This window comes from Firmicutes bacterium HGW-Firmicutes-1 (genome assembly GCA_002841625.1).
In the GTDB taxonomy this organism is placed as follows: Bacteria; Bacillota; Clostridia; order Lachnospirales; family Vallitaleaceae; genus HGW-1.
The window spans coordinates 167,451-187,788 of the sequence record PHAG01000001.1; the positions used below are offsets into that span (position 1 = coordinate 167,451).

At 33.7% G+C, this 20,338-nt stretch carries 17 protein-coding genes; 4 read left to right on the forward strand and 13 right to left on the reverse strand.

Translation table 11 applies throughout. From position 1 onward, the window contains the following. Positions 1-33: 33 nt before the first annotated feature. From CVU84_00785 to sdaAB, 3 genes are all read right to left on the reverse strand, one after another. Positions 34-1,944: a nucleoside-diphosphate sugar epimerase gene (locus tag CVU84_00785; protein ID PKM96283.1), complete on the reverse strand. Its 1,911-nt coding sequence runs from the start codon at positions 1,942-1,944 to the stop codon at positions 34-36. Positions 1,945-2,419: 475 nt separating this feature from the next. Next, positions 2,420-3,304 (reverse strand): L-serine ammonia-lyase, iron-sulfur-dependent, subunit alpha, encoded by an 885-nt coding sequence (gene sdaAA / locus CVU84_00790; GenBank protein ID PKM96284.1) that lies wholly within the window; start codon positions 3,302-3,304, stop codon positions 2,420-2,422. Between the two features lie 16 nt (positions 3,305-3,320). Continuing rightward, on the reverse strand, positions 3,321-3,980 hold the full coding sequence (sdaAB, locus tag CVU84_00795) for an L-serine ammonia-lyase, iron-sulfur-dependent, subunit beta (protein PKM96285.1): 660 nt from the start codon (positions 3,978-3,980) through the stop codon (positions 3,321-3,323). 326 nt (positions 3,981-4,306) lie between these two features. Between sdaAB and putP the strand changes: the two genes are divergently transcribed. Continuing rightward, entirely contained in the window at positions 4,307-5,806 is a 1,500-nt protein-coding gene (gene putP / locus CVU84_00800) for a sodium/proline symporter PutP (GenBank protein PKM96286.1), read from the forward strand. Between the two features lie 142 nt (positions 5,807-5,948). Here the strand turns inward: putP and CVU84_00805 are convergent, their stop codons facing one another. The 3 genes from CVU84_00805 to CVU84_00815 form a co-directional block, all read right to left on the reverse strand. Continuing rightward, on the reverse strand, positions 5,949-6,140 hold the full coding sequence (locus tag CVU84_00805; GenBank protein ID PKM96287.1) for a hypothetical protein: 192 nt from the start codon (positions 6,138-6,140) through the stop codon (positions 5,949-5,951). Positions 6,141-6,210: 70 nt separating this feature from the next. Then, on the reverse strand, positions 6,211-7,620 hold the full coding sequence (locus CVU84_00810; protein ID PKM96288.1) for an amidase: 1,410 nt from the start codon (positions 7,618-7,620) through the stop codon (positions 6,211-6,213). 212 nt (positions 7,621-7,832) lie between these two features. Further along, entirely contained in the window at positions 7,833-8,114 is a 282-nt protein-coding gene (locus tag CVU84_00815; GenBank protein PKM96289.1) for a DUF503 domain-containing protein, read from the reverse strand. Between the two features lie 163 nt (positions 8,115-8,277). Between CVU84_00815 and CVU84_00820 the strand changes: the two genes are divergently transcribed. Together CVU84_00820 and CVU84_00825 are read left to right on the forward strand one after the other, a co-directional pair. Beyond that, positions 8,278-8,523, forward strand: coding sequence for a hypothetical protein (locus CVU84_00820; GenBank protein PKM96290.1), 246 nt, complete (start codon positions 8,278-8,280; stop codon positions 8,521-8,523). 144 nt (positions 8,524-8,667) lie between these two features. Then, positions 8,668-8,976 (forward strand): carbohydrate-binding protein, encoded by a 309-nt coding sequence (locus CVU84_00825; protein PKM96291.1) that lies wholly within the window; start codon positions 8,668-8,670, stop codon positions 8,974-8,976. 74 nt (positions 8,977-9,050) lie between these two features. Here CVU84_00825 and CVU84_00830 read toward each other — a convergent pair whose 3' ends face one another. Together CVU84_00830 and CVU84_00835 are read right to left on the reverse strand one after the other, a co-directional pair. Next, positions 9,051-9,758 (reverse strand): M48 family peptidase, encoded by a 708-nt coding sequence (locus CVU84_00830; protein ID PKM96292.1) that lies wholly within the window; start codon positions 9,756-9,758, stop codon positions 9,051-9,053. Positions 9,759-9,788: 30 nt separating this feature from the next. Next, entirely contained in the window at positions 9,789-10,712 is a 924-nt protein-coding gene (locus CVU84_00835; GenBank protein ID PKM96293.1) for a DegV family protein, read from the reverse strand. A gap of 291 nt (positions 10,713-11,003) precedes the next feature. On the opposite strand from CVU84_00835, the gene CVU84_00840 reads away from it, so the two are divergent. Continuing rightward, positions 11,004-13,670 carry an ATPase gene (locus CVU84_00840; protein PKM96294.1) on the forward strand — a complete coding sequence of 889 codons (2,667 nt, stop codon included), beginning with the start codon at positions 11,004-11,006 and terminating at the stop codon, positions 13,668-13,670. 60 nt (positions 13,671-13,730) lie between these two features. Here CVU84_00840 and CVU84_00845 read toward each other — a convergent pair whose 3' ends face one another. The 5 genes from CVU84_00845 to CVU84_00865 form a co-directional block, all read right to left on the reverse strand. Next, on the reverse strand, positions 13,731-15,530 hold the full coding sequence (locus CVU84_00845; protein PKM96295.1) for a hypothetical protein: 1,800 nt from the start codon (positions 15,528-15,530) through the stop codon (positions 13,731-13,733). A gap of 59 nt (positions 15,531-15,589) precedes the next feature. Further along, a complete protein-coding gene (locus CVU84_00850) occupies positions 15,590-16,582 on the reverse strand; it encodes a ribose ABC transporter permease (protein ID PKM96296.1) in 993 nt (330 codons plus the stop codon). Positions 16,583-16,592: 10 nt separating this feature from the next. Next, positions 16,593-17,567, reverse strand: coding sequence for a hypothetical protein (locus CVU84_00855; GenBank protein ID PKM96297.1), 975 nt, complete (start codon positions 17,565-17,567; stop codon positions 16,593-16,595). Beyond that, positions 17,564-19,093 (reverse strand): D-xylose ABC transporter ATP-binding protein, encoded by a 1,530-nt coding sequence (locus tag CVU84_00860; GenBank protein PKM96298.1) that lies wholly within the window; start codon positions 19,091-19,093, stop codon positions 17,564-17,566. Before CVU84_00860 ends, CVU84_00855 begins: the two co-directional genes overlap by 4 nt. A 97-nt stretch (positions 19,094-19,190) precedes the next feature. After that, positions 19,191-20,276 (reverse strand): hypothetical protein, encoded by a 1,086-nt coding sequence (locus CVU84_00865; protein ID PKM96299.1) that lies wholly within the window; start codon positions 20,274-20,276, stop codon positions 19,191-19,193. Between the last annotated feature and the right edge of the window lie 62 nt (positions 20,277-20,338).

The following is a 20,338-nucleotide window of genomic DNA, read 5'->3' on the forward strand; positions in this document are numbered from 1 at the left end:
CACTACTAAATTTATCTACTTTCATTTTATAAATTAATGGTTTTTAACCTTGTAAGGTTTTAGATTCTCATCTGAAATATTCAACACCTTTTCAATTTCTATTTCAGATTCAGATACATATGTATAAGTTGGTACGAGTCGCTTAATATACTCCTTTAATTCCTCGATATCTAACTTCGCCAGTTCTTCTTTCAATTGTATAAAAGATTTTTTCAATAATGCATAAGCAAAATCGCCTGAACTCCCAATAAATATTTTCGGATATTTAGTATTTTCTAAGCCTTCTTCTTCCATTAACAATTCTTCAAATAACTTTTCACCAGGTCTAAGTCCTGTAACCTCAATTTGAATGTCCTTATGTGGCTCTAATCCAGATAACTTAATCAAATCAATGGCAAGATCAAAAATTTTGACAGGTTCTCCCATATCAAGAACAAATATTTCTCCTCCATTGGCTATAGCACCTGCTTGAATTACAAGCTGAGAAGCTTCTGGTATGGTCATAAAATAACGAATTATCTCCATATGGGTAATGGTTACCGGTCCACCTTCACTAATTTGTTTCTTAAATAAAGGAATAACTGATCCATTACTACCTAGTACATTCCCGAATCTAACAGCTACGAATTTAGTCTTACTTGACTTCGCTAACCCTTGAATAACCATTTCACACATTCTTTTACTGGCACCCATCACATTAGTTGGATTCACAGCTTTATCAGTAGAAATAAGAACAAAACGTTCAACATTATATTCATGGGCTGCTTCTGCTACGTTCATCGTACCAAAAACATTATTCTTAATTGCTTCTTTTGGAGAATCTTCCATAAGTGGTACATGCTTATGTGCTGCCGCATGAAAAATAACATTTGGTCTATTACTTTTTATTATATCAAATATTGTATCACGTTCCCGTACAGATGCTATAAGAACATCTAGGTTAAGTTGATTTCCATATTGAGTTGAAAGCTCTTTTTGTATTTCATATGCATTGTTTTCGTATATATCTAAGATTATAAGCTTTTTAGGATTAAACTTAGCTATTTGTCGGCATAATTCTGACCCAATAGATCCTCCTCCTCCTGTAACCATGATAACTTTTCCTTCTAAATAAGAAGCTATCTCATGGACATTAAGATCAACTGGATCTCTTCCTAATAAGTCTTCAATTTCAACATCTCTAATTTTACTCATTGAAACTTTTCCGTCAATAATTTCTGTAATACCCGGTACAATTCTAACTTTTGCATCGCATCGTTTAGATTCTTCTAGAATCTCTTTCAAGTCTGACTTTGACGCTGTTGGAACAGCAACAATAATTTCATTAACACCATATCTCTTTGATACACTATAGATATCATGTCTATTTCCAACCACCTTAATTCCAGCAATAGTTTTTCCTAATTTTTGCTTATCATCATCTATATAACCAACAACTTGTCCATAAGTGTGCGGGTGATTTTTGATTTCATTTGCTACAAGACTAGCTGTCGATCCACATCCAATAATAAGTACATTTTTATCGTACTTATGTCGCCATATTGTTTGATTATGCTTAATCCTTCTAACAAACCTATAACTAAATCGCAAACCTCCAACTAGCATTATTTCTACCATTACAGATATAATATATATTCCAGGGTAAACGTTGAAGCCCATAAATATCATGTAAATTATCGAAAAAAAGTTGGCTGAAATAACTGCTCCAAGCACTTTCATTAATTCTTCAATTGAAGCATACTCCCATAAACTATCATATAGAGAAAATTGATAATAGAAAAAGATTTTTAACAACAAAATAATTATAATAATATGCTCATATTCCCGCATTAAATTACTAGGTATTTGACCTTCAAAATGCATATACATTGAGAATAGAAAAGCAAAGTTTATAATAAATATATCAATTAAAACCAAGTACATCATTTTCATTTTTATTTTCATTTTAATTACCTCCCAGTAAATCATCTGATTCAACTTTGAACAATGTTATTTATGCTTGTCTTATTTTCAAACATGTTCATTTTTATATAAATCCTATAATAAAATTCCATCTCATTGGGGATTTTAGCATAAAAAATAAACATATTTTCTTATGCCTCAAAGTCAATTCATTTATGTAGTTCATAATTATTTATATTTACCTCAAAAATATAAATCTTATGAATGGAGATTCCATTACTCAAAAGCTTGAGTCTACTATAAATATTTACTATCTTTTCTTTATATAATTTAAATCTGTATACTTATATTATATCTAGAAAGCTAATTTGTCAACATTTTTTGCGTAAATTTCCCCATTATTCTAATATTATTTTGTAAAAATAAGTCAATTCAAATCCCCTTTATTCTATCAATATCCGATTAAGGAATATAAATTTAGTATTTATACTCTTTTTCATATTTGCTTTGCAACATTCTAGCTCTCTTTTCCATAAATTCGTTTACATATCCTCTTTGCAGTAGGCGTAGCGGCTAGTCCACCTTCTGCCGTTTCTTTTAGGGAATATGACATTAAATCCCCTACTTTTTTCATAGCAAGAATTACTTCATCACATGGTATGGTGCTTTCTATGCCTGCTAACACCATTTCTGCTGCTACAAATGCATTGGCAACACCTGCTGCATTTCTTTTATTACACGGCACTTCAACCAATCCAGCTACTGGATCACACACCAATCCCAAAATATTTTTTAGTGCAATGGCACATGCATGAGCGACCATTTCTGGGGTTCCTCCTGCTAATTCAACAAGTGCTCCGGCAGCCATAGCTGATGCACTGCCACATTCTGCCTGACAGCCACCTTCTGCACCAGAAATGCTAGCATTATGCGCAATTACGATTCCAATTGCAGAAGCTGTAAAAAGAGCCATTACTATTTTTTCTTCCTCAATATTCTTTTCCTCAGCCATAGTGAATAATGCAGCTGGGAGGATACCACAGGCTCCAGCGGTAGGAGCCGCAACAATTCTACCCATGCAAGAATTAAGCTCTGCTACTGCCAATGCTCGTGCCAATGACATGCCAAAAGCATTCCCTAATAGACTTTTACCACTGTCGACATATTGTTTCATCTTGAAGGCCGAACCACCACTCATACCACTTGCAGATTTTAGATCTGGATTTAACCCCTCAGCTACTGATTGCTTCATAACCTCCAAACTATTTAACATGATCTTATATAAATCATCAGTAGATTTTTCTAATTCTTCTGCTTGTTGGTTTATTACTAACTCAGATATATTTTTATTAGAAGCCATTGCTTTATCTACAAGTTCTTGTATAGAATCGTATTTAATCATTCGTAAACCCTCTCCCTTATAATCGTTTTAACATTGTTGAACTTATGACATTGGGAAGCTTGGATATTTGTTCATTAAGACTTTCATTTTCTGCACCATCAATTTCTATTGCCATTACCGCTAAGCCACCACGTTCTTCACGACTTAACCGAAAATTTCCAATATTTACACCATTTTCCGCTACAAAACTTGTTACGGCTGCAATCGTACCTGGCGTATCTTTGTGCACTACAATCAATGTAGTGTTTTGACAGGATAGTTCAACTTCTAACCCATTAATGTTATTGATAGTGATATTTCCACCCCCAACAGATGCCCCTCTTACCGTAACAAGCTTGCCGCTTTTACCCGTCAAACGAATGAGTGCTGTATTTGGATGTGCTTTATCAAAAACAGTTTCTTCAAAGCTGATTTTAATACCTTCTTCTGCTGCTAATTCTAAGCTATGTCTAATTCTTATGTCATCCGGTAGCATGTCCATAATTCCACCTACCAATGCTTTATCAGTACCATGACCACGATAAGTTTTCGCAAAAGAACCGTGTAACAGAATATGAGCTTCAGCTACCTCTTCGTTTAAAAGCGTTCTTGCAACTTTACCAATCCTTACTGCACCAGCAGTATGTGAGCTAGATGGGCCAATCATGATGGGTCCAACAATATCAAACACGTTCATAAGATCTGCTCCTTTGTTTGAAGTTGTGTGTTAAGGTGACTTCAAATTACTTTTGAATTCATTTTACTACTAAAAGATTTACTTTACAAACTATAAATTAAAGTTATTTCTTTCGTTTAAAATAGCTTAAAAATAATAGACCTAGTACTAGGCAAACAGTTTTTATGGATAAAATGACCATTTCCTGTTCGTTTTTTATTTCTATTAGCATGTATTAATGAAATTTCATGATGATTGGCTAAACTTTTCATATAAATACAATTAGTCATTGTTACCTTGACTTTATTCATGTATAATAAAAAAAAATTAAAGAGAGAGGTTACACGATGGATTCAGTAAATATTACGAAGCTGATAGTCTTAAGTATCTATTTACTATGCATGATTGGTGTTGGTGTTATTACTTATAGAAAGACAAGCAATTTTTCAGACTATGTTTTAGGTGGTAGGAAATTGGGAAGTTGGACAACTGCCTTATCAGCACAGGCTTCTGATATGAGCGGCTGGTTATTATTAGGTCTTCCAGGAGCTGCTTATATTGGTGGTATTGAAGCAATGTGGATAGCAATTGGTTTGGCTCTTGGTACATACGTGAATTGGAAAGTTGTAGCGACGAGATTACGTAAATATACTGAGGTGGCTAAAAACTCACTCACCCTTTCGGATTTCTTTGAAAATCGTTTCAGAGATGATACTAGAATTTTACGTGTTGTTTCTGCGATTGTTGTTATTGTATTTTTTTCTATTTATACATCCGCTCAATTTGCTGCTGGTGCAAAATTATTCGAATTGCTCATGGGTATCCCTTATGTGGTTGCCTTAATCCTTGGAGCCTTCGTAATCGTACTTTATACTTTTCTCGGTGGATTTATGGCGGTTTCCACAACAGATGTTATTCAAGGTACTTTAATGTTTATTGCACTTATTATAGTTCCCTTTGTTGCTGTTGCAGAGCTTGGTGGTTTTGGTGCAACCTTTACGGCTCTTCAAGAGGTTGATACAAATTACTTAAATATTTTTAAGGCTACTGGAACCACCAGCAATATATCCCTTATTGCCATCATCTCAAGCTTAGCATGGGGACTTGGATATTTTGGTCAACCTCATATTTTAGTGAGATTTATGGCAGCAAAATCTTCAGATCACATCAAAAAAGCCCGACTTATTGCAATGATATGGGTACTGATTACACTTATAGCTGCTGTTTTTGTTGGAATGGTTGGTAGAATTTATTTTGCTGGTACAACAATGCCAGATCCTGAAAAAGTTTTCATGCACATGGTAGATGGAATGTTTATACCTATTATATCTGGACTTTTTTTATCAGCAATTCTTGCAGCAAGCATGAGTACTGCTGACTCACAATTACTGGTAACAGCTTCCTCTCTATCAGAAGATTTCTACAAACAGTTCTTTAGAAAAAATGCTAAAGATAAAGAATTAATCTGGGTTGGTAGAATAGCTGTAGCTCTCGTTTCTGTAATTGCGGTTATTATAGCAATTAATCCTAACAGCTCTGTTTTCGGCTTGGTTGCGAATGCATGGGCAGGCTTTGGCGCTGCATTTGGACCAGTTATTCTCCTTTGTCTTTTCTGGAAGAGAATGAATAAGTGGGGGGCAATGGCAGGTATGATTTCTGGTACGGTAACAGTTATCTTATGGATTACAATAGCTAAAAATATGACTGGTAGTATTTGGCAAATTTATGAAATTGTTCCAGCTTTTATAGTTGCAGTTATTTCGATTATCGTAGTTTCATTGATTACCAAAGCACCATCGAAAGAAATTATAGATGAATTTGAAAGCATTGAATTAACACAAATATAATAGTTCCGAATAAAATAAAGGCTCTTTAATTATGGCAAAAGCACTTATTGATGTTAACACTTTACACCTGCACTGCAGATTAGTTATCTGTTTGTGCACAATGTAAATGTTAATATGATAAGTGCTTTTATTTTGATGTAAATCAGAAAACCTCTTTCACCCTACCAACAATACCACCCTCTAGCATTACCTTAATGCCACGTGGGTGATTGGGAGAATTGGTCAGTATTCGTTGAACAATACCTTCTGTCAATTTTCCTGAGTTTTGATCTTGTTTTTGTACAACTTTTACTTTAACACCTTGTTTTACATTTACTCGCTTAGTTCCATCCATGATTTTTACGCTCCTAACTATTTTATATCAGCCCTAGTATATAACATTTTCTGTTAAAGTACAAACAGTTTTATGAACTTGATCTTGGATAGCGATATTGTTGATGCTTTTCGAAGGTATTGGCATATCCTAATAATTTATCTTCCGTAAAACTCTTTCCCGTCAATGTAATTCCCACTGGCTCATTTTCTTTTGCATACCCCCCTGGCAATGTTACTGATGGATAACCTGCTTTCGCCGCAATCCCAACTCCTTCTGAACCCACAAAAAGAAGGGCATCCAAATTGCTTTGATCAATTACAGCTTCAAGTTCTTTACCATATTTTATACTATCACTAAGCGCTTGCTGATACTTTTCCTCATAATCCTTTTGAAGAGCTAAACACCTTTCAAATATTGTCTGCCCATAGGGTGCTCTTACTTGTGTATTTTCATTGTTAAATTGTACAATTTCTTCTAGTGTTTTTACAGGCGCTATTTCACCTAAGCTCTCAAAATACTTCTTTAATGCTATAGGAAATTCATAAAACAAAACATCCTTGTTTATATTGTGAGGACTGTTGTTAATTTTAACTTCTATAACTGTTGCACCTAATTCTTCAAATTTAGCAACTGCTTTATAAAACATTTCAAGCTTTTCAGTTTTTACATTTTTTATAAACTCACCTTGAGGCAGCCCTAATTTAACACCAATTAAAGAAGCACCTTCTAAGGAATGCAAATAATTTGGCAATGAATGCTTCAATTGGGTTGAAGCGTCCCAATGATCTTCACCTTTCATAATATCAAGAACGATTGCCGCGTCTATTATATTTCTACTCATAGGGCCAGGTACATCTTGCGTCCAGGATATTGGAATAATGCCATATCTACTAGCAACACCAACGGTTGGTTTTACTCCAATAATTCCATTGCAGCTCGCCGGATCTATAATGGATCCAGATGTTTCAGTTCCAATAGCTACAGTACAAAAATCCATGGCTATTGCAACACCCGAACCCGAACTCGAACCTCCAACATCAAAATTACCATACGGATTTTTCACTTGCCCACCTAAAGTACTAAAGCCAGCAGGCATATGATCTGTGATAATATTAGCAAACTCCGTTAAATTCGTTTTTCCAATAATAATAGCACCCGCTTCTTTAAGCTTTTTAACAATGGTAGCATCATAATTTGCATAAAGATTTTCAAGGATTAGAGCACCAGCTGTTGTCCTTAGCTTCCCATCAAAATCAGCATTAATATTATCTTTTAATAAAATTGGAATCCCATGAAGCAAGCTTCTTCTCCCTCTTTCTCTTCTTTCTTCATCTAATTCAAGTGCTATACTCAAAGCATCTGAATTAATTTCAAAAACGCTGTTATATAAATGATCATATTGATGAATACGATCAATATAATATTGTGTTAGCTTTGTTGCTGACAACGTTCCTATTTGCATCTGCTCTTGTAGTTCTAATATATTAAAGTCTTTCATATTTACAAACTAAGCTCCTATTCATATTGGTTAGGTTCATTTATAGTTTGTTTCATCCTTTATATTTTAATTCCTTGATTTTTAATATATTCAATGTTACAAAACCTCCGCATTCGCTACGGTTTCGTAACCGAATGAAAGCTTTGCTTGCACATCTGTGGGGGCTTGAATCCCCTCCGATGTTGGAATTAGTTTTTCATATATTAATTTATTTATCCTTGTATCTCTTCAACCCCATGTATTTCAATCTCATACTGCTCTTCAATATCCTTCATTACAAGGTCCAATATTTGTCGACACAATAACCTATTATTTCCAACTACACCTATTCCAATAACTCCTTGATTTATCATATCATTTTTTTCAATTTCAGAAATACTGATATTATGCTTCCCTCTCATTCTGTTAATCATACTTTTTATAACACTTCTTTTATCCTTTAAAGATTGTGCATCAAATATTTTAAAAGAAACCTTAATCCCAAGTAACACCATTTATATCATCTCCTTGCCCTAATAATCTTCAATTAATGAACAACTATATCCATTTTACTCCAGTACAGCAATATTGGAAAGGCATATGGTATGATTTGCTTGTATGGAGTAATGAAAAAGCTGGCCATACTAATAATATCCATCATAACGAAAGGAGCTAAACATGAAAAATTTTGTAGATGAATCCAAACTAACACGCGCTATGAAAAATTATATAGATGAAAACAAACTGAAAAGAGTACCGACTGGGACTATTTTTGGCTATAGAGACGTCGTATCTGATGTTTTAGATACCGCCAGACATTCTAAATATGGTGAAATATTCAAGAACCAAGTAGAAGAGGGTTTGATTAAAGATGTAGCGATCGAAAAAGAAACTGACGCTAGAATGCTATACAGAAAGTTATGATTAACGTACTCATTCGCTAGATAAAAATTTTTTGAGAATAAATATTTCGCTCTCGGAGATAATAAAAACATAGCAATACTCGCAAATACAATATTGTTAAAAAACAACCTAAACGTCTAAAAAAACCAAAAGGAGAAACTCAATATGTACAATTTATATGTTGATAATGGTGTTATAATAAAACCAAACGTAATAGCTAAGGGCGACAGTACTACAGTTATATACAATGGTCTTCTTTACAACTCTGGAGCAGATGATGTTTATCTTCATGCTGGTTATGGAAACACATGGGATAATTCGAAAGATATAAAAATGACAAAAACCTATGATGGTTTCGAGGCAAGTGTTCCTGTTATAGGCAATCAACCCTTAAATATTGCTTTTAAAGATAGTGCTAATAACTGGGATAATAACTGCACAAGAAATTATACCTTTGAAGTTCAAGATAAATAATTTAAAATGAATAACCCTCCTAATAAATTTTAATAGGAGGGTTTTATTATATGTTACAAAACCTACGCATTCAGTTAAACAGTCATTTTCCAACTTGATTTCGCTAACCAGTCTTGTCGTTGTTCATAATCAGGAAGTATTTTACCGACCAGTCTCCAAAAAGATCGATCATGATTCAGATGTATCATATGACACATTTCATGAACAACTACGTAATCAATTACTTCCAGTGGTGCCATCGCCAACTTCCAATTAAAAGTCAACTGTAGTTTAGAATCGCAAGTTCCCCAGGTACGAATGCTATTATAAATTTGAATAGAACGTGGCTTTGTTTTGAAGCTGCTTTGATAAGCTCGAATACGGCCTTCTACTAAGGCCTTACACTGCTGATAATAAAACCGTTTTAGTGCCTGCTTGATTTTTTCATCTTCATGTTGTTTCACATATATAAATAACTTCTCTGTTTCTAATACGACATAATCTTGCTTGATTTCATGATCTTCTACGATCTGTATGGGATAGGTTTTTCCTAAAAAAAGAAAGGTTTCACCATGGTCATAAATTTTGTCCTTTTTTCCATCTGTTCGGTCTTTCATTTCTTGCGTCTTTTGCAGAATCCAATCCCACTTACTCTCCAATAATTTAAGCACACTTTCTTCAGAAGTCTCTTTTGGAACCCGAACTTCTATGTGTCCATAAATATCTATATAGATACCTGTTGTTTTACGTTTCTTATAAGTTAAATTAAAATCTATGGTCTCACCTAAAAACATATGTGTCATTATAATCTCCTCACTCGTCCCCTGCTTCTCTCATTTATGAATTCGATGCATAATGATTTCCTTCACATGATGAATGAAGTCCTCATGGGCTTTTTCAACGAAAAACATTGAGAGTCCACCCAATCCAACATGAGTACCAACTGCTACTCCCATCTGCATAATGAATATATCCCCTTTGAATCCTGTTTCAGTTATAAATTTCGCTTTGAGATTCTCTGCTTTATGCATATCCGATGTATAACCAATGATCACAAAATTTGTTTGATCATAATCAACCCGCTTTATAAATTCTTCAATATAATAATTTAATACCTGCTTATATCCTCGTTTTTTTGCAATGATAGCACCTTTTGTATTTTTCATTGACATAATAGGTTTAATGCTTAACATTTTACCAATCATTGCGCTTGTATTAGAAAGCCTTCCACTGCGAATTAAATTGTCTAAATCATCTACTGATAAATAATGCTTGATTCGATATTTTATTGCCTGACAGTACTCAATGAGTTGTTCAAAGGTATAACCTTTATCACGAAGCATGGCACATTTCATAATAAGCCATCCACTTCCGTGACTCATAGCCACTGAATCAATGACTTCGTACCGTATTTTTGATTCAGGATATTTTTCATAATAGAGATCTTTGGCTAATACTGCACCCTGATAAGATCCACTCGTTCCACTTGACATACAAATACATAACACCACTTCATATCCTTGCTCATCTGCTTCTCGAATACAAGTAATAAATGATTCTGGGCTGGGCATAGATGTAGTAGGAGGATTTTTGTAGGTTGCTAACTTGTTGTAAAATTCATCTGTTTCAATATCCATTCGATCTCTAAATTCTTGCCCATCAATCGTAACGATCAATGGTGCGATACTAATCTCATATTGTTCTAATATTTCTATGGATAAATCACAGGTAGAATCAGCCATTAATTTGATTTTCATTTGCACTCCCATCGTTGATAGTGAATTTAACATATTTTTATAATAATTATTATACATATTGATTGCCTAGTATATTGCTTGTATATTTTACCATCTGTACTGACACCTTTCAACCTTTTTCGCGTCTATGCTACATATATTAAAGGTTGACAAATAATAGCAACTTCGATAAAATGATTAATTAGCATATTAATCTAATATAATAAAAAGTTCTCACTTATTTTGTATAAATATAGCATATAAGATAAACAATGAAAAATAATGAATAAAAAAAATAAATGAGGTGTTTATATGTGGTTTTCAAAAACCCAAGAGGAAGTATTGAAAGAATTTGATATAAACCGTTTAACTGGACTTACTGGTGAGGAAGCCCAATTAAGGCTCGAAAAGTATGGCGAAAATAAGCTAAAAAGCAAACCTAAAAAAAGTTTGTTTTCCTTATTCTTTTCACAACTGAAAGATATGCTAATTTATGTTCTATTAGGAGCTTCTGTAATCACCATATTCATTGGCGAATATGTAGATGCAGTCATTATTTTATTGGTTGTTGTTTTAAATGCAGTAATTGGAGTTTTCCAAGAATATAAGGCCGGAAAGGCAATTGAGGCACTTCAGCAGATGACTTCTCCGAAAGCTCTTGTACGACGAGATGGAGAAGTGAAAGAAATTAATTCTGAAGAAATCGTTCCAGGTGATATCATTATATTAGATTCAGGTAGATTTATACCGGCAGATTTACGATTAATAGAAAGTGCGAATCTACAAATTGAAGAATCTGCTCTTACAGGTGAATCTGTTCCTTCTGATAAGAATGCAAAAGACCTTTTTAAAGATCTTAAAATATCAATCGGTGATAAGACAAACATGGCTTTCATGTCTACCCTCGTTACTTACGGTAGAGGGGAAGGTGTTGTTGTTGCAACTGCTATGGACACAGAAATTGGTAAGATTGCATCGATTCTCGATGAAGATAATGAAGAAATGACCCCACTTCAAAAAAGGCTCGATGAACTTGGTAGAATACTTGGATTTATAGCAATTGGTATTTGTGTTGTTATATTCATTATTGCCTTAATCCAAAAAAGAGATTTATTTGATATGTTCCTAACCGCGATTAGCTTGGCTGTTGCAGCTATTCCTGAAGGTCTCGCTGCTATAGTTGCAATTGTATTGGCACTCGGTGTTACTAGAATGTCTAAAATTAATGCCATAATAAAGAAGCTTCCAGCAGTAGAGACCCTTGGATCAGTTAATATTATTTGTTCAGACAAAACTGGTACTCTTACGCAAAATAAGATGACTGTTGTAAAGCACTATACACTAAACAACTTAAAAGAAGTACCGGGGGGAGATACAAAGCTTCAACCCAATAACGATGAAGCAAGATTAATCGAGTCCTTTGTTTTATGCTCAGATGCTACCTATGAAAATGGCCAAGGCACTGGTGACCCAACTGAAATTGCATTGGTAGTATTAGGTGTTAAATATAACCTTACAGGAACAGACCTAAATGCTAAGAACAATAGAGTTTCTGAAAAACCATTTGATTCTGATAGGAAGTTAATGTCAACCTTAAATGTAGAAGGAACTGGTTATCGTGTTCATACCAAAGGCGCAATTGACAATTTGTTGAATATTTCTACTAATGTTTTGTTAGATGGTAAGCTAGTTCCATTAACTGATGATATCAAAGCAAATTATTTGAAAATAACTGAAGACATGTCAAATAATGCTTTAAGGGTTCTTGGTGTAGCATTTAAGGATACTAATAGCGTGATAGAACCAGATGAAATGGAAAAAGATCTAACAATAATTGGAATCGTCGGTATGATTGACCCCCCAAGGCTTGAAGTAAAATCCTCTATTATCGAAGCAAAGGCTGCTGGTATTACAGCTATCATGATTACCGGTGATCACAAGAATACCGCAGTTGCAATTGCAAAAGAACTAGGAATCGCAGATTCCATTGAGCAGAGTTTAACAGGTGCTGAAATTGATGAAATACCCGACGAAGAATTTTCAAATAAAATCAATCATTATAGAGTGTTTGCGAGAGTATCTCCTGAGCATAAGGTTAAGATCGTAAAAGCCTTTAAAGCACAAGGAAATATAGTTTCTATGACTGGAGATGGTGTAAATGATGCCCCTTCCTTGAAATTTGCTGATATCGGTGTTGCAATGGGTATAACTGGTACCGACGTTTCAAAAGGTGCAAGTGACATGATACTAACAGATGACAACTTCACAACCATCGTGCGTGCTATCGAAGAAGGTAGAAATATTTATAATAATATTAAGAAAGCGGTTATATTCCTGTTATCCTGTAACCTTGGAGAAGTAGTTGCGATTTTTACGTCAATTCTCTTCTTCTGGCCAATACCCTTATTACCAACACAGATTCTTTGGATAAATCTAATTACTGATACCTTACCAGCAATAGCACTTGGTGTAGATCCTGGTGATAAGGATGTTATGAAGAAGAAACCAAGAGACCCTAAAGAAAGCTTCTTTGCAAGAGGCGCAGGCGCTAGAGCAATTATTGGTGGTACGTTAATAGGTACATTAACCTTACTAGCCTTTTACTTTGGACTAAATGAATTTGGATACAGCCTTGGATCAAAAAACATTCCTGAAGATGTATTAACCTATGCTAGAACAATGGCCTTCGTTGTACTTGCTGCTTCTCAATTATTCTATTCATTGACAATGCGAAACTCAACTAAGTCGATCTTTCAAGTTGGATTATTTACGAATAAATATTTAATTGGTGCGATTATTGTAGGTTTTATTCTTCAGTTTGGAGTTATATCAATTCCTTTCTTAGCAAATGCATTTAAAGTGCATAATTTAGGCTTACGAGATTGGGGCTTAACGATACTTTTTGCTCTGATTCCCTTGATTGTGAATGAAATCATTAAAGTATTTATGAGAGCTAGAAAGACAACTAATCTTGATTAATTTTCAACTTTGAAACACAAAGGCCTCCTAATGCAATCTTGCTTAAGGGGGCCTTTGTAATTATAACTTAAATGCTTTTACAATAATATCCATTTCAGCTGCTAAGTTATTCAATAGACTAGCTTCTGAAGTTAATTCTTCTAAGCTGGCTAATTGTTGCTGTACTGAGGCTGAAATACTTTCACTCGAAGCTTCATTTTCTTGTACTATTTTTTCATTTTTCCCAATATTTTCATCAACAGCTTCCATTTTGATGATTAAGTCTTTTAAATCTTTTGCATTATTTCTAACATCATTATCCACAATTATATTGGCTTCTTTGATAATTCCAAAATACTTTTGGGTCTTTTCTGCAATAACATTACCTTCGTTTATTTTTTGGACATTTTCTAACATTTGCAAGCCCATTTCTCTTAGTGATTGTTCAAATGTTTTTATTATATTTCCAATACTCTTTGCAAATACATCTGAGTCTGTTGCTAATTTCCTGATCTCTTCTGCTACTACAGCAAATCCTCTGCCTGCCTCACCTGCTCTAGCAGCTTCAATTGTGGCATTTAAAGATAATAGATTTGTCTGAGCTGAGATATTAGAGATAGAAGCTAATATTGAATGCATCTTTTCAGAACTTTTATTCAATTCTTCAACCGTGATGACTGTTTTACCAATCGTATTGGTAATCACATGCATTTGACCTACAAACTCATTGATATATGTAGTTCCATCATTCGCTAATTCTACTGATTTGTTAGCACTATCTAATATTTTTTGGTCATTTGAATCTATTTGAGATGTAATTTTATAGATATCTCTAATATTATCCATAATGTCCTTGATAGCATTGCTTTGAAGCTTGATTCCATTCACCATATTAATAATTTCGACCGATATCTCTTCTCCAGCTTTACTATTTTCTTCTGAAATGCTTGCTAGCTGTGAAGAAGAACTATGTACACTATTGCTCACTTCATTAATCATTGTCATGCTTCGTCTTATATTTCCAATCATCGTGTTAAACGCCTTTGCTAAATCGTTTATTTCATCATTCGATTTAACATATAATTCATTCACATTCAGATTCCCTTCAGCAATTAAAATGGCATTATTACGAACTTCTCTTAATGGTTTAGATATACCATTTACTATTTTCAACAAAACAATAATTGATACAAGAGAAACAAAAATAAGTATGCTACTATTTACCAAAACCATTGTATGAAAACCTTTATTGATCTCTTGCTTAAGTATGCTTACCTCTTCAAGCTGCAATAGTATGAACTTTTGCATATCAATCGTCGCATACTCACCTATTCTTTTCGAACCATCTTTCATTTCAATAGCTTTACTCATGTTCTTATCATTGAAATATGTCTCTGTCTCAACAACATTTTCTATTAAGGTATCCATTAATCTTTTTACAGCATCTAACGAAGATAATTTTTTAATATTATTCGTATAGGATTCTAATTCGTTCAAAGTACTTTCAACCTCATTTATATATTCATTATATAGAAAGCCCTCTTCCTTATAACTGTAAATGAGATAATTCGTTAATTCTTCATCAATCTTAACTAGATTTGTTATGATCGAATAGGACATATCAATTTCAGTTAGTACTTGATTGTATTTTACATTGATACTCATACTGTTCATGATCGATATGCCGTTTACAATACCTAAAGTTAGAATAATTACAATTACCATGGTGATTATTTTAACCTTTACCCCTATTTTCACCTTAACACGGGTATCATTCTTTGTGTTATGTTTTGCTTTATTCTTTGTGCTATTTTTTGCTTTATTCTTTGTGCTATGTTTTATGATATTTTTTGTGTTATTCTTTGCATTATTTTTACTCATGTTGAAACCTCCAATGGCTGTAATTGCAAAGTTAATTTTCAATTACCAAATAGGTATACTTATATCTTACCTAACTCTCTTTGTTTTCGCAAAAATAAATAACCATCGGAAGCTACAACAATAACCAAAATTGCACCAATGACTACACTTTGCCATTGTGGTTTTACCTCAAATAAATTAAAGCAATTGGTAAGTAGTGTCGTGAACAATACACCGAAGAAAGCACCAACTACAGAACCTTTTCCCCCTGCAAGGCTACCACCACCAATGATACAACTGATGATAATACTCATATGCATGCCTTGTCCCATATATCTATTAGCCATCTCATATCTAGCAGTTGCGAGAATTCCAGCAAGAGCAGACAAGGTACCACTTAAGATATAGGTCGCAATTTTAATTCTATCAACATTGAAGCCCATCTGTTTAGCAGCTTCCCTGTCACCACCAATATAATACAAGCGTCTGCCAGCTGGAGTGTATTTTAGAAACAACTGGAATGCTACTAGTAGAAATAACATAATCCAAAACATATGGTAGATCCCTAAAAACTTTCCGGTACCTAAGTTAATAAAGCTTTGAGAAAAATTCCTAAAACCTTCTCGGCCTTTTCCAACTAAAAGAATTTCTGAAACGCCTCTAACCATATACATCGTACCGATTGTAGCAATTAATGGATTGATTCCGATTTTTGCAACCAATAATCCATTTAATAGTCCGATTGCTGAACCTACAAATATCCCTGCTAAAATTGAAAGAAAAACAGATTGGCCATTTGTCAATAATGCTGCTGTAACCACTCCAGATATGCTCATGATCGAACCAACTGATAAATCAAAGTTTCCAGTAATAAGCAAGGCCATCATTCCAATAGCGATAATTACATTTGGAGCAATAGCAGTTTGCAAGGAATCTAAGTTATTGACATCCAAAAAAATCGGGCTCAATACACCCAACACGATAATAAGAATAAAACATAAAACAAATGCTACAAATTCACTTCTTTTATATACGTTCAACAAATTTTTCCACTTCATCTTAATAACCTCCATTCGTCCAATCTTATACTCTTTTATTCAATCGTGTATCCACAAATACCGCTACTATCAAAATAAACCCAACAATGACTTGTTGTATAAATGGATCAATTTTAAAAATAATCATACCATTAAATACAACAGCTAAAAAGATAAGCCCAAATACCGATTTCATGATACTACCTTTACCACCAAAAAGACTTGCACCACCTAGTACGGCTGCTGTAATCATAAGAAATTCTAAATTTTCGCCGGTTGTAACATCTGAATGCATGATTCTTGATGTTGCAAGAATTCCTCCTATAGCTGCTGTAAAGCTGGAAATTCCAAAAGTAATAATTTTTATCCTGTTAGATTTAATCCCATAAATTCTTGCTGTTTCAAGATTAGCTCCGACATAATACATTTTTTTAAAGATTGTAGATCTGCTTAGCAATATTTCTAAAGTAATCACACTTATAATCATAAAAAGAATGGTCCAGTGAACTTTTCCTACCTGAAATTTAATCAATGCTCGATAGCTTGCTGGGAAAAAATAACCTTGTAACTCGCGTATGTAAAGCCAATTGATCCCTTTGATTAAAGATAACATCCCAATAGTAACCATCATTGAGTTCACTCTAAATTTGGTTACTATGAAACCAGAGATGACGCCAAACAATGAACAGACTAATAAAGTAATGATCAAACTTAATGCAAAAGGCAAACCATTCATCATCAACATACCTAGTACTGTACCACTTAATCCATAAACAGCTCCCACTGACATATCAAGCTCACCCATGATCATTAAGTATGTAAATCCAATGATTGCAAAAAACTGTATGGATACTCCAAACAATATAGAATAAATATTGCTAAATTGTAGAAATGTGCTTGTTGTAATACTTAAGAAAATAACCAATACTAAAGTTAATAAAGCTATCGTGATTGTACCTAAGTCCATTTTAGTAAATAAATTAACTCTTTTATGATTCAATATTCCAATATTTTTCATCATACCACTCGCTCCTTTATTACTTCACCTACTGCTGCAAGAGCCATAATATTTTGTTCTTGTATTTCATTTCTCATCAATTCACCAACAATCTTCTTATTGCGCATAATAATAATTCTATCAACTAAACTAATTAATTCTGGAAGTTCTGAACTAAATACAATTACACCAACTCCACTATTCGCAATTTCTTGAAGGTGCATATGAATTTCCGTTTTGGCACCAACATCTATACCTCTTGTTGGCTCATTCACGATAAGACACTCGGGTTCTGTACCTAAGCATATAGATAGCATCAGTTTTTGCTGATTTCCCCCACTCAAAGAAGAAGGTACTGCAAGTACAGACGAAATGACGATTGAGAATTTTTCAATATATTTATTGGTGTATTCTTTAATCGCTTGTTGATTTAAAAATGACAGTTTGGATAATTTCTTAAGTACTGGAAGCGACATATTTTCAGTTGCTGGCATTTTTAATAATAGCCCAGCATTTTTACGATTTCCATTCAAATACAAAATTTTTCTATCAATTAAATCTATAGGGGTATACTTACTGATAGTCTCACCTTTAAAATGCAAGGTTCCTTTATCTTTGCTTTCTAAGCCAAATATCATACGTGATACATCCTCTGTACCCGATCCCTCTAAACCAAAAAATCCAATAATTTCACCTTTATGTAACGTAAAGCTAATATCTGTAGCTGAGTGTTTCTTACATAAATTTTCTACCTTCAATAGAATTTCATTATGATTTTCCTCAATATAATTCTTCTTCATATAAATACTATCTTGTAAATTTCGACCAACCATTTTACTTACTAACACATTCTCATCAAGATTCTTATCATTTTCTAAGGTGCAAATATATTCACCATCTCGAAGTACTGTTACTCTATCACTTATATCTAGTATTTCATTGATTCTATGAGAGATATAAATAATGGTTAGTCCATCGTCTCTTAACTTCTTTAAGGTTTGCATCAATCTTTCTGCCTCTTTATTGTTTAAACTCGAGGTTGGTTCATCTAATACAATAATTTTATTCTCAAGACTAATTGCTCTCAATATCTCTACCATTTGTTGTTCAGCTACTGTTAATGAATCCATTTTACTACTTGGATTCAAGTTTAATTTCAAGATATCCTGACACCTATTCGTCTCCATGTACAATCTCTTTTTATCTATTCCTCCAAATCTATTTCTAAAGTTACAATCAGGAAAGATATTTTCAGCTACAGACATATTTTCAAAAATTGCCAGTTCTTGATGAACCATAGATATACCAAGTTTATGTGCATGTTTGGGAGAGAAAAACGCAATTTTTTCGCCCTCAAGGTATATATTCCCACTATCAGGTGCTTGTTCACCTGCAATAATCCTCATCAAAGTACTTTTTCCAGCACCATTTTCTCCGAGTACGGTATGGATTTCACCTTTTCTAATATCAAAAGAAACACCTCTTAAAGCTTGAACAACCTCATAATTTTTACAAACATTTTCAATCACTAAAAAATTATTATTTGTCATTATTTATCCACCTATTATCCTTTTCATTGAATTAAAGATAAAAAGAAAATGAAAAGAAGGCTGAACACTCCTACAGCCTTCTTGATTTTATTACTCTCTAATTGTAAAGCTCTTTTCCTTTAGGAAATTCTGGAAGATTCTCATATAAAAACTCTTCTACATTCTGTTGATTTATAACTACCGTATGTTCATATATCGTTTCTGGCACAATGTTAATTCCAGCCGCTTTATTGTCTCTTGAAACCGGTACATTTGATAATCCAATTGTTTGATCGTTATATGCTTCTAATAGTAAAATTGCCATATAAGAGTCAGTAGCTGTCTTGTTGATAATTGTTGATCTAATCAATCCTTTTTGGATATATTCAATTGTTCCAACTTCTCTATCATGAACGACTACTGCTACATTTTTCGGATCTATCTTAAGTTCTTCCATTGCAATACCGATACCTGTTCCTGAACTTGAATCAAGTCCTACAATTGCTGTTAAATCTTCATAATTGTTAAATGCTGACTTTGCAGCTTCTATAGCAGTTTCTGTATTTGCTTTGTCATCTACCTTACTTAATAATTCCCATTTAGTCCCTTTTAAGCCATCCATCAAACCTCTAAATTTATCATCCGTGTTTGACGCACCCCAATTTCCTAAAGCCACTAACTTACCTGTATCACCTGCTTGATTAATGAGTTCCTTTGCAGTATCAATCCCACATTGATAATTATCTAATCCTATGTATGTCATTACACCTGAATCTGGTACATTTGACGTAGTTGCAATAACTGGAATTCCATCAGCCATAGCTCTTTGAATAGCTGGTACTTGAGCAGAATCCCACAGCATTGTTATAATTCCATCAGGTTTTTTAGCAATTGCTTGTTCCATTGCTTCAGAAGTAGCTTTGCTATCGAACCCATCAGGTCCCATTCTTACTATTTCCACATCAAACATTTCTGCAGCATATTCAAATCCCTTATGTGCATCAATTAAATAAGGATGACCTTGAAAACCAGCTACAAAGTAATAAACTCTTTTTTCTTTCACTGCTGTAGAATCCCCCGCCTTTGAATCCGATGAAGTCACTGCAGTTTCTTTGTCGTTTTTACACCCTGTAAAGGTTAGTGAAAAGAATACAACTAATAACGTAAATGCGATCATTTTTTGAAATAAATTTGATTTTTTCATTTCTTCCTCCTTAAATTTTTTAATCTATCAAAACATATAGTTTTATATGATTTGACTGGTTT

Coding starts and splice junctions, on each gene's coding strand:
- CVU84_00785 (PKM96283.1), bottom strand. CDS start 1,944: ATGAAAATAAAAATGAAAATGATGTACTTGGTTTTAATTGATATATTT.
- sdaAA (PKM96284.1), bottom strand. CDS start 3,304: ATGATTAAATACGATTCTATACAAGAACTTGTAGATAAAGCAATGGCT.
- sdaAB (PKM96285.1), bottom strand. CDS start 3,980: ATGAACGTGTTTGATATTGTTGGACCCATCATGATTGGCCCATCTAGC.
- putP (PKM96286.1), top strand. CDS start 4,307: ATGGATTCAGTAAATATTACGAAGCTGATAGTCTTAAGTATCTATTTA.
- CVU84_00805 (PKM96287.1), bottom strand. CDS start 6,140: ATGGATGGAACTAAGCGAGTAAATGTAAAACAAGGTGTTAAAGTAAAA.
- CVU84_00810 (PKM96288.1), bottom strand. CDS start 7,620: ATGAAAGACTTTAATATATTAGAACTACAAGAGCAGATGCAAATAGGA.
- CVU84_00815 (PKM96289.1), bottom strand. CDS start 8,114: ATGGTGTTACTTGGGATTAAGGTTTCTTTTAAAATATTTGATGCACAA.
- CVU84_00820 (PKM96290.1), top strand. CDS start 8,278: ATGAAAAATTTTGTAGATGAATCCAAACTAACACGCGCTATGAAAAAT.
- CVU84_00825 (PKM96291.1), top strand. CDS start 8,668: ATGTACAATTTATATGTTGATAATGGTGTTATAATAAAACCAAACGTA.
- CVU84_00830 (PKM96292.1), bottom strand. CDS start 9,758: ATGACACATATGTTTTTAGGTGAGACCATAGATTTTAATTTAACTTAT.
- CVU84_00835 (PKM96293.1), bottom strand. CDS start 10,712: ATGAAAATCAAATTAATGGCTGATTCTACCTGTGATTTATCCATAGAA.
- CVU84_00840 (PKM96294.1), top strand. CDS start 11,004: ATGTGGTTTTCAAAAACCCAAGAGGAAGTATTGAAAGAATTTGATATA.
- CVU84_00845 (PKM96295.1), bottom strand. CDS start 15,530: ATGAGTAAAAATAATGCAAAGAATAACACAAAAAATATCATAAAACAT.
- CVU84_00850 (PKM96296.1), bottom strand. CDS start 16,582: ATGGAGGTTATTAAGATGAAGTGGAAAAATTTGTTGAACGTATATAAA.
- CVU84_00855 (PKM96297.1), bottom strand. CDS start 17,567: ATGATGAAAAATATTGGAATATTGAATCATAAAAGAGTTAATTTATTT.
- CVU84_00860 (PKM96298.1), bottom strand. CDS start 19,093: ATGACAAATAATAATTTTTTAGTGATTGAAAATGTTTGTAAAAATTAT.
- CVU84_00865 (PKM96299.1), bottom strand. CDS start 20,276: ATGAAAAAATCAAATTTATTTCAAAAAATGATCGCATTTACGTTATTA.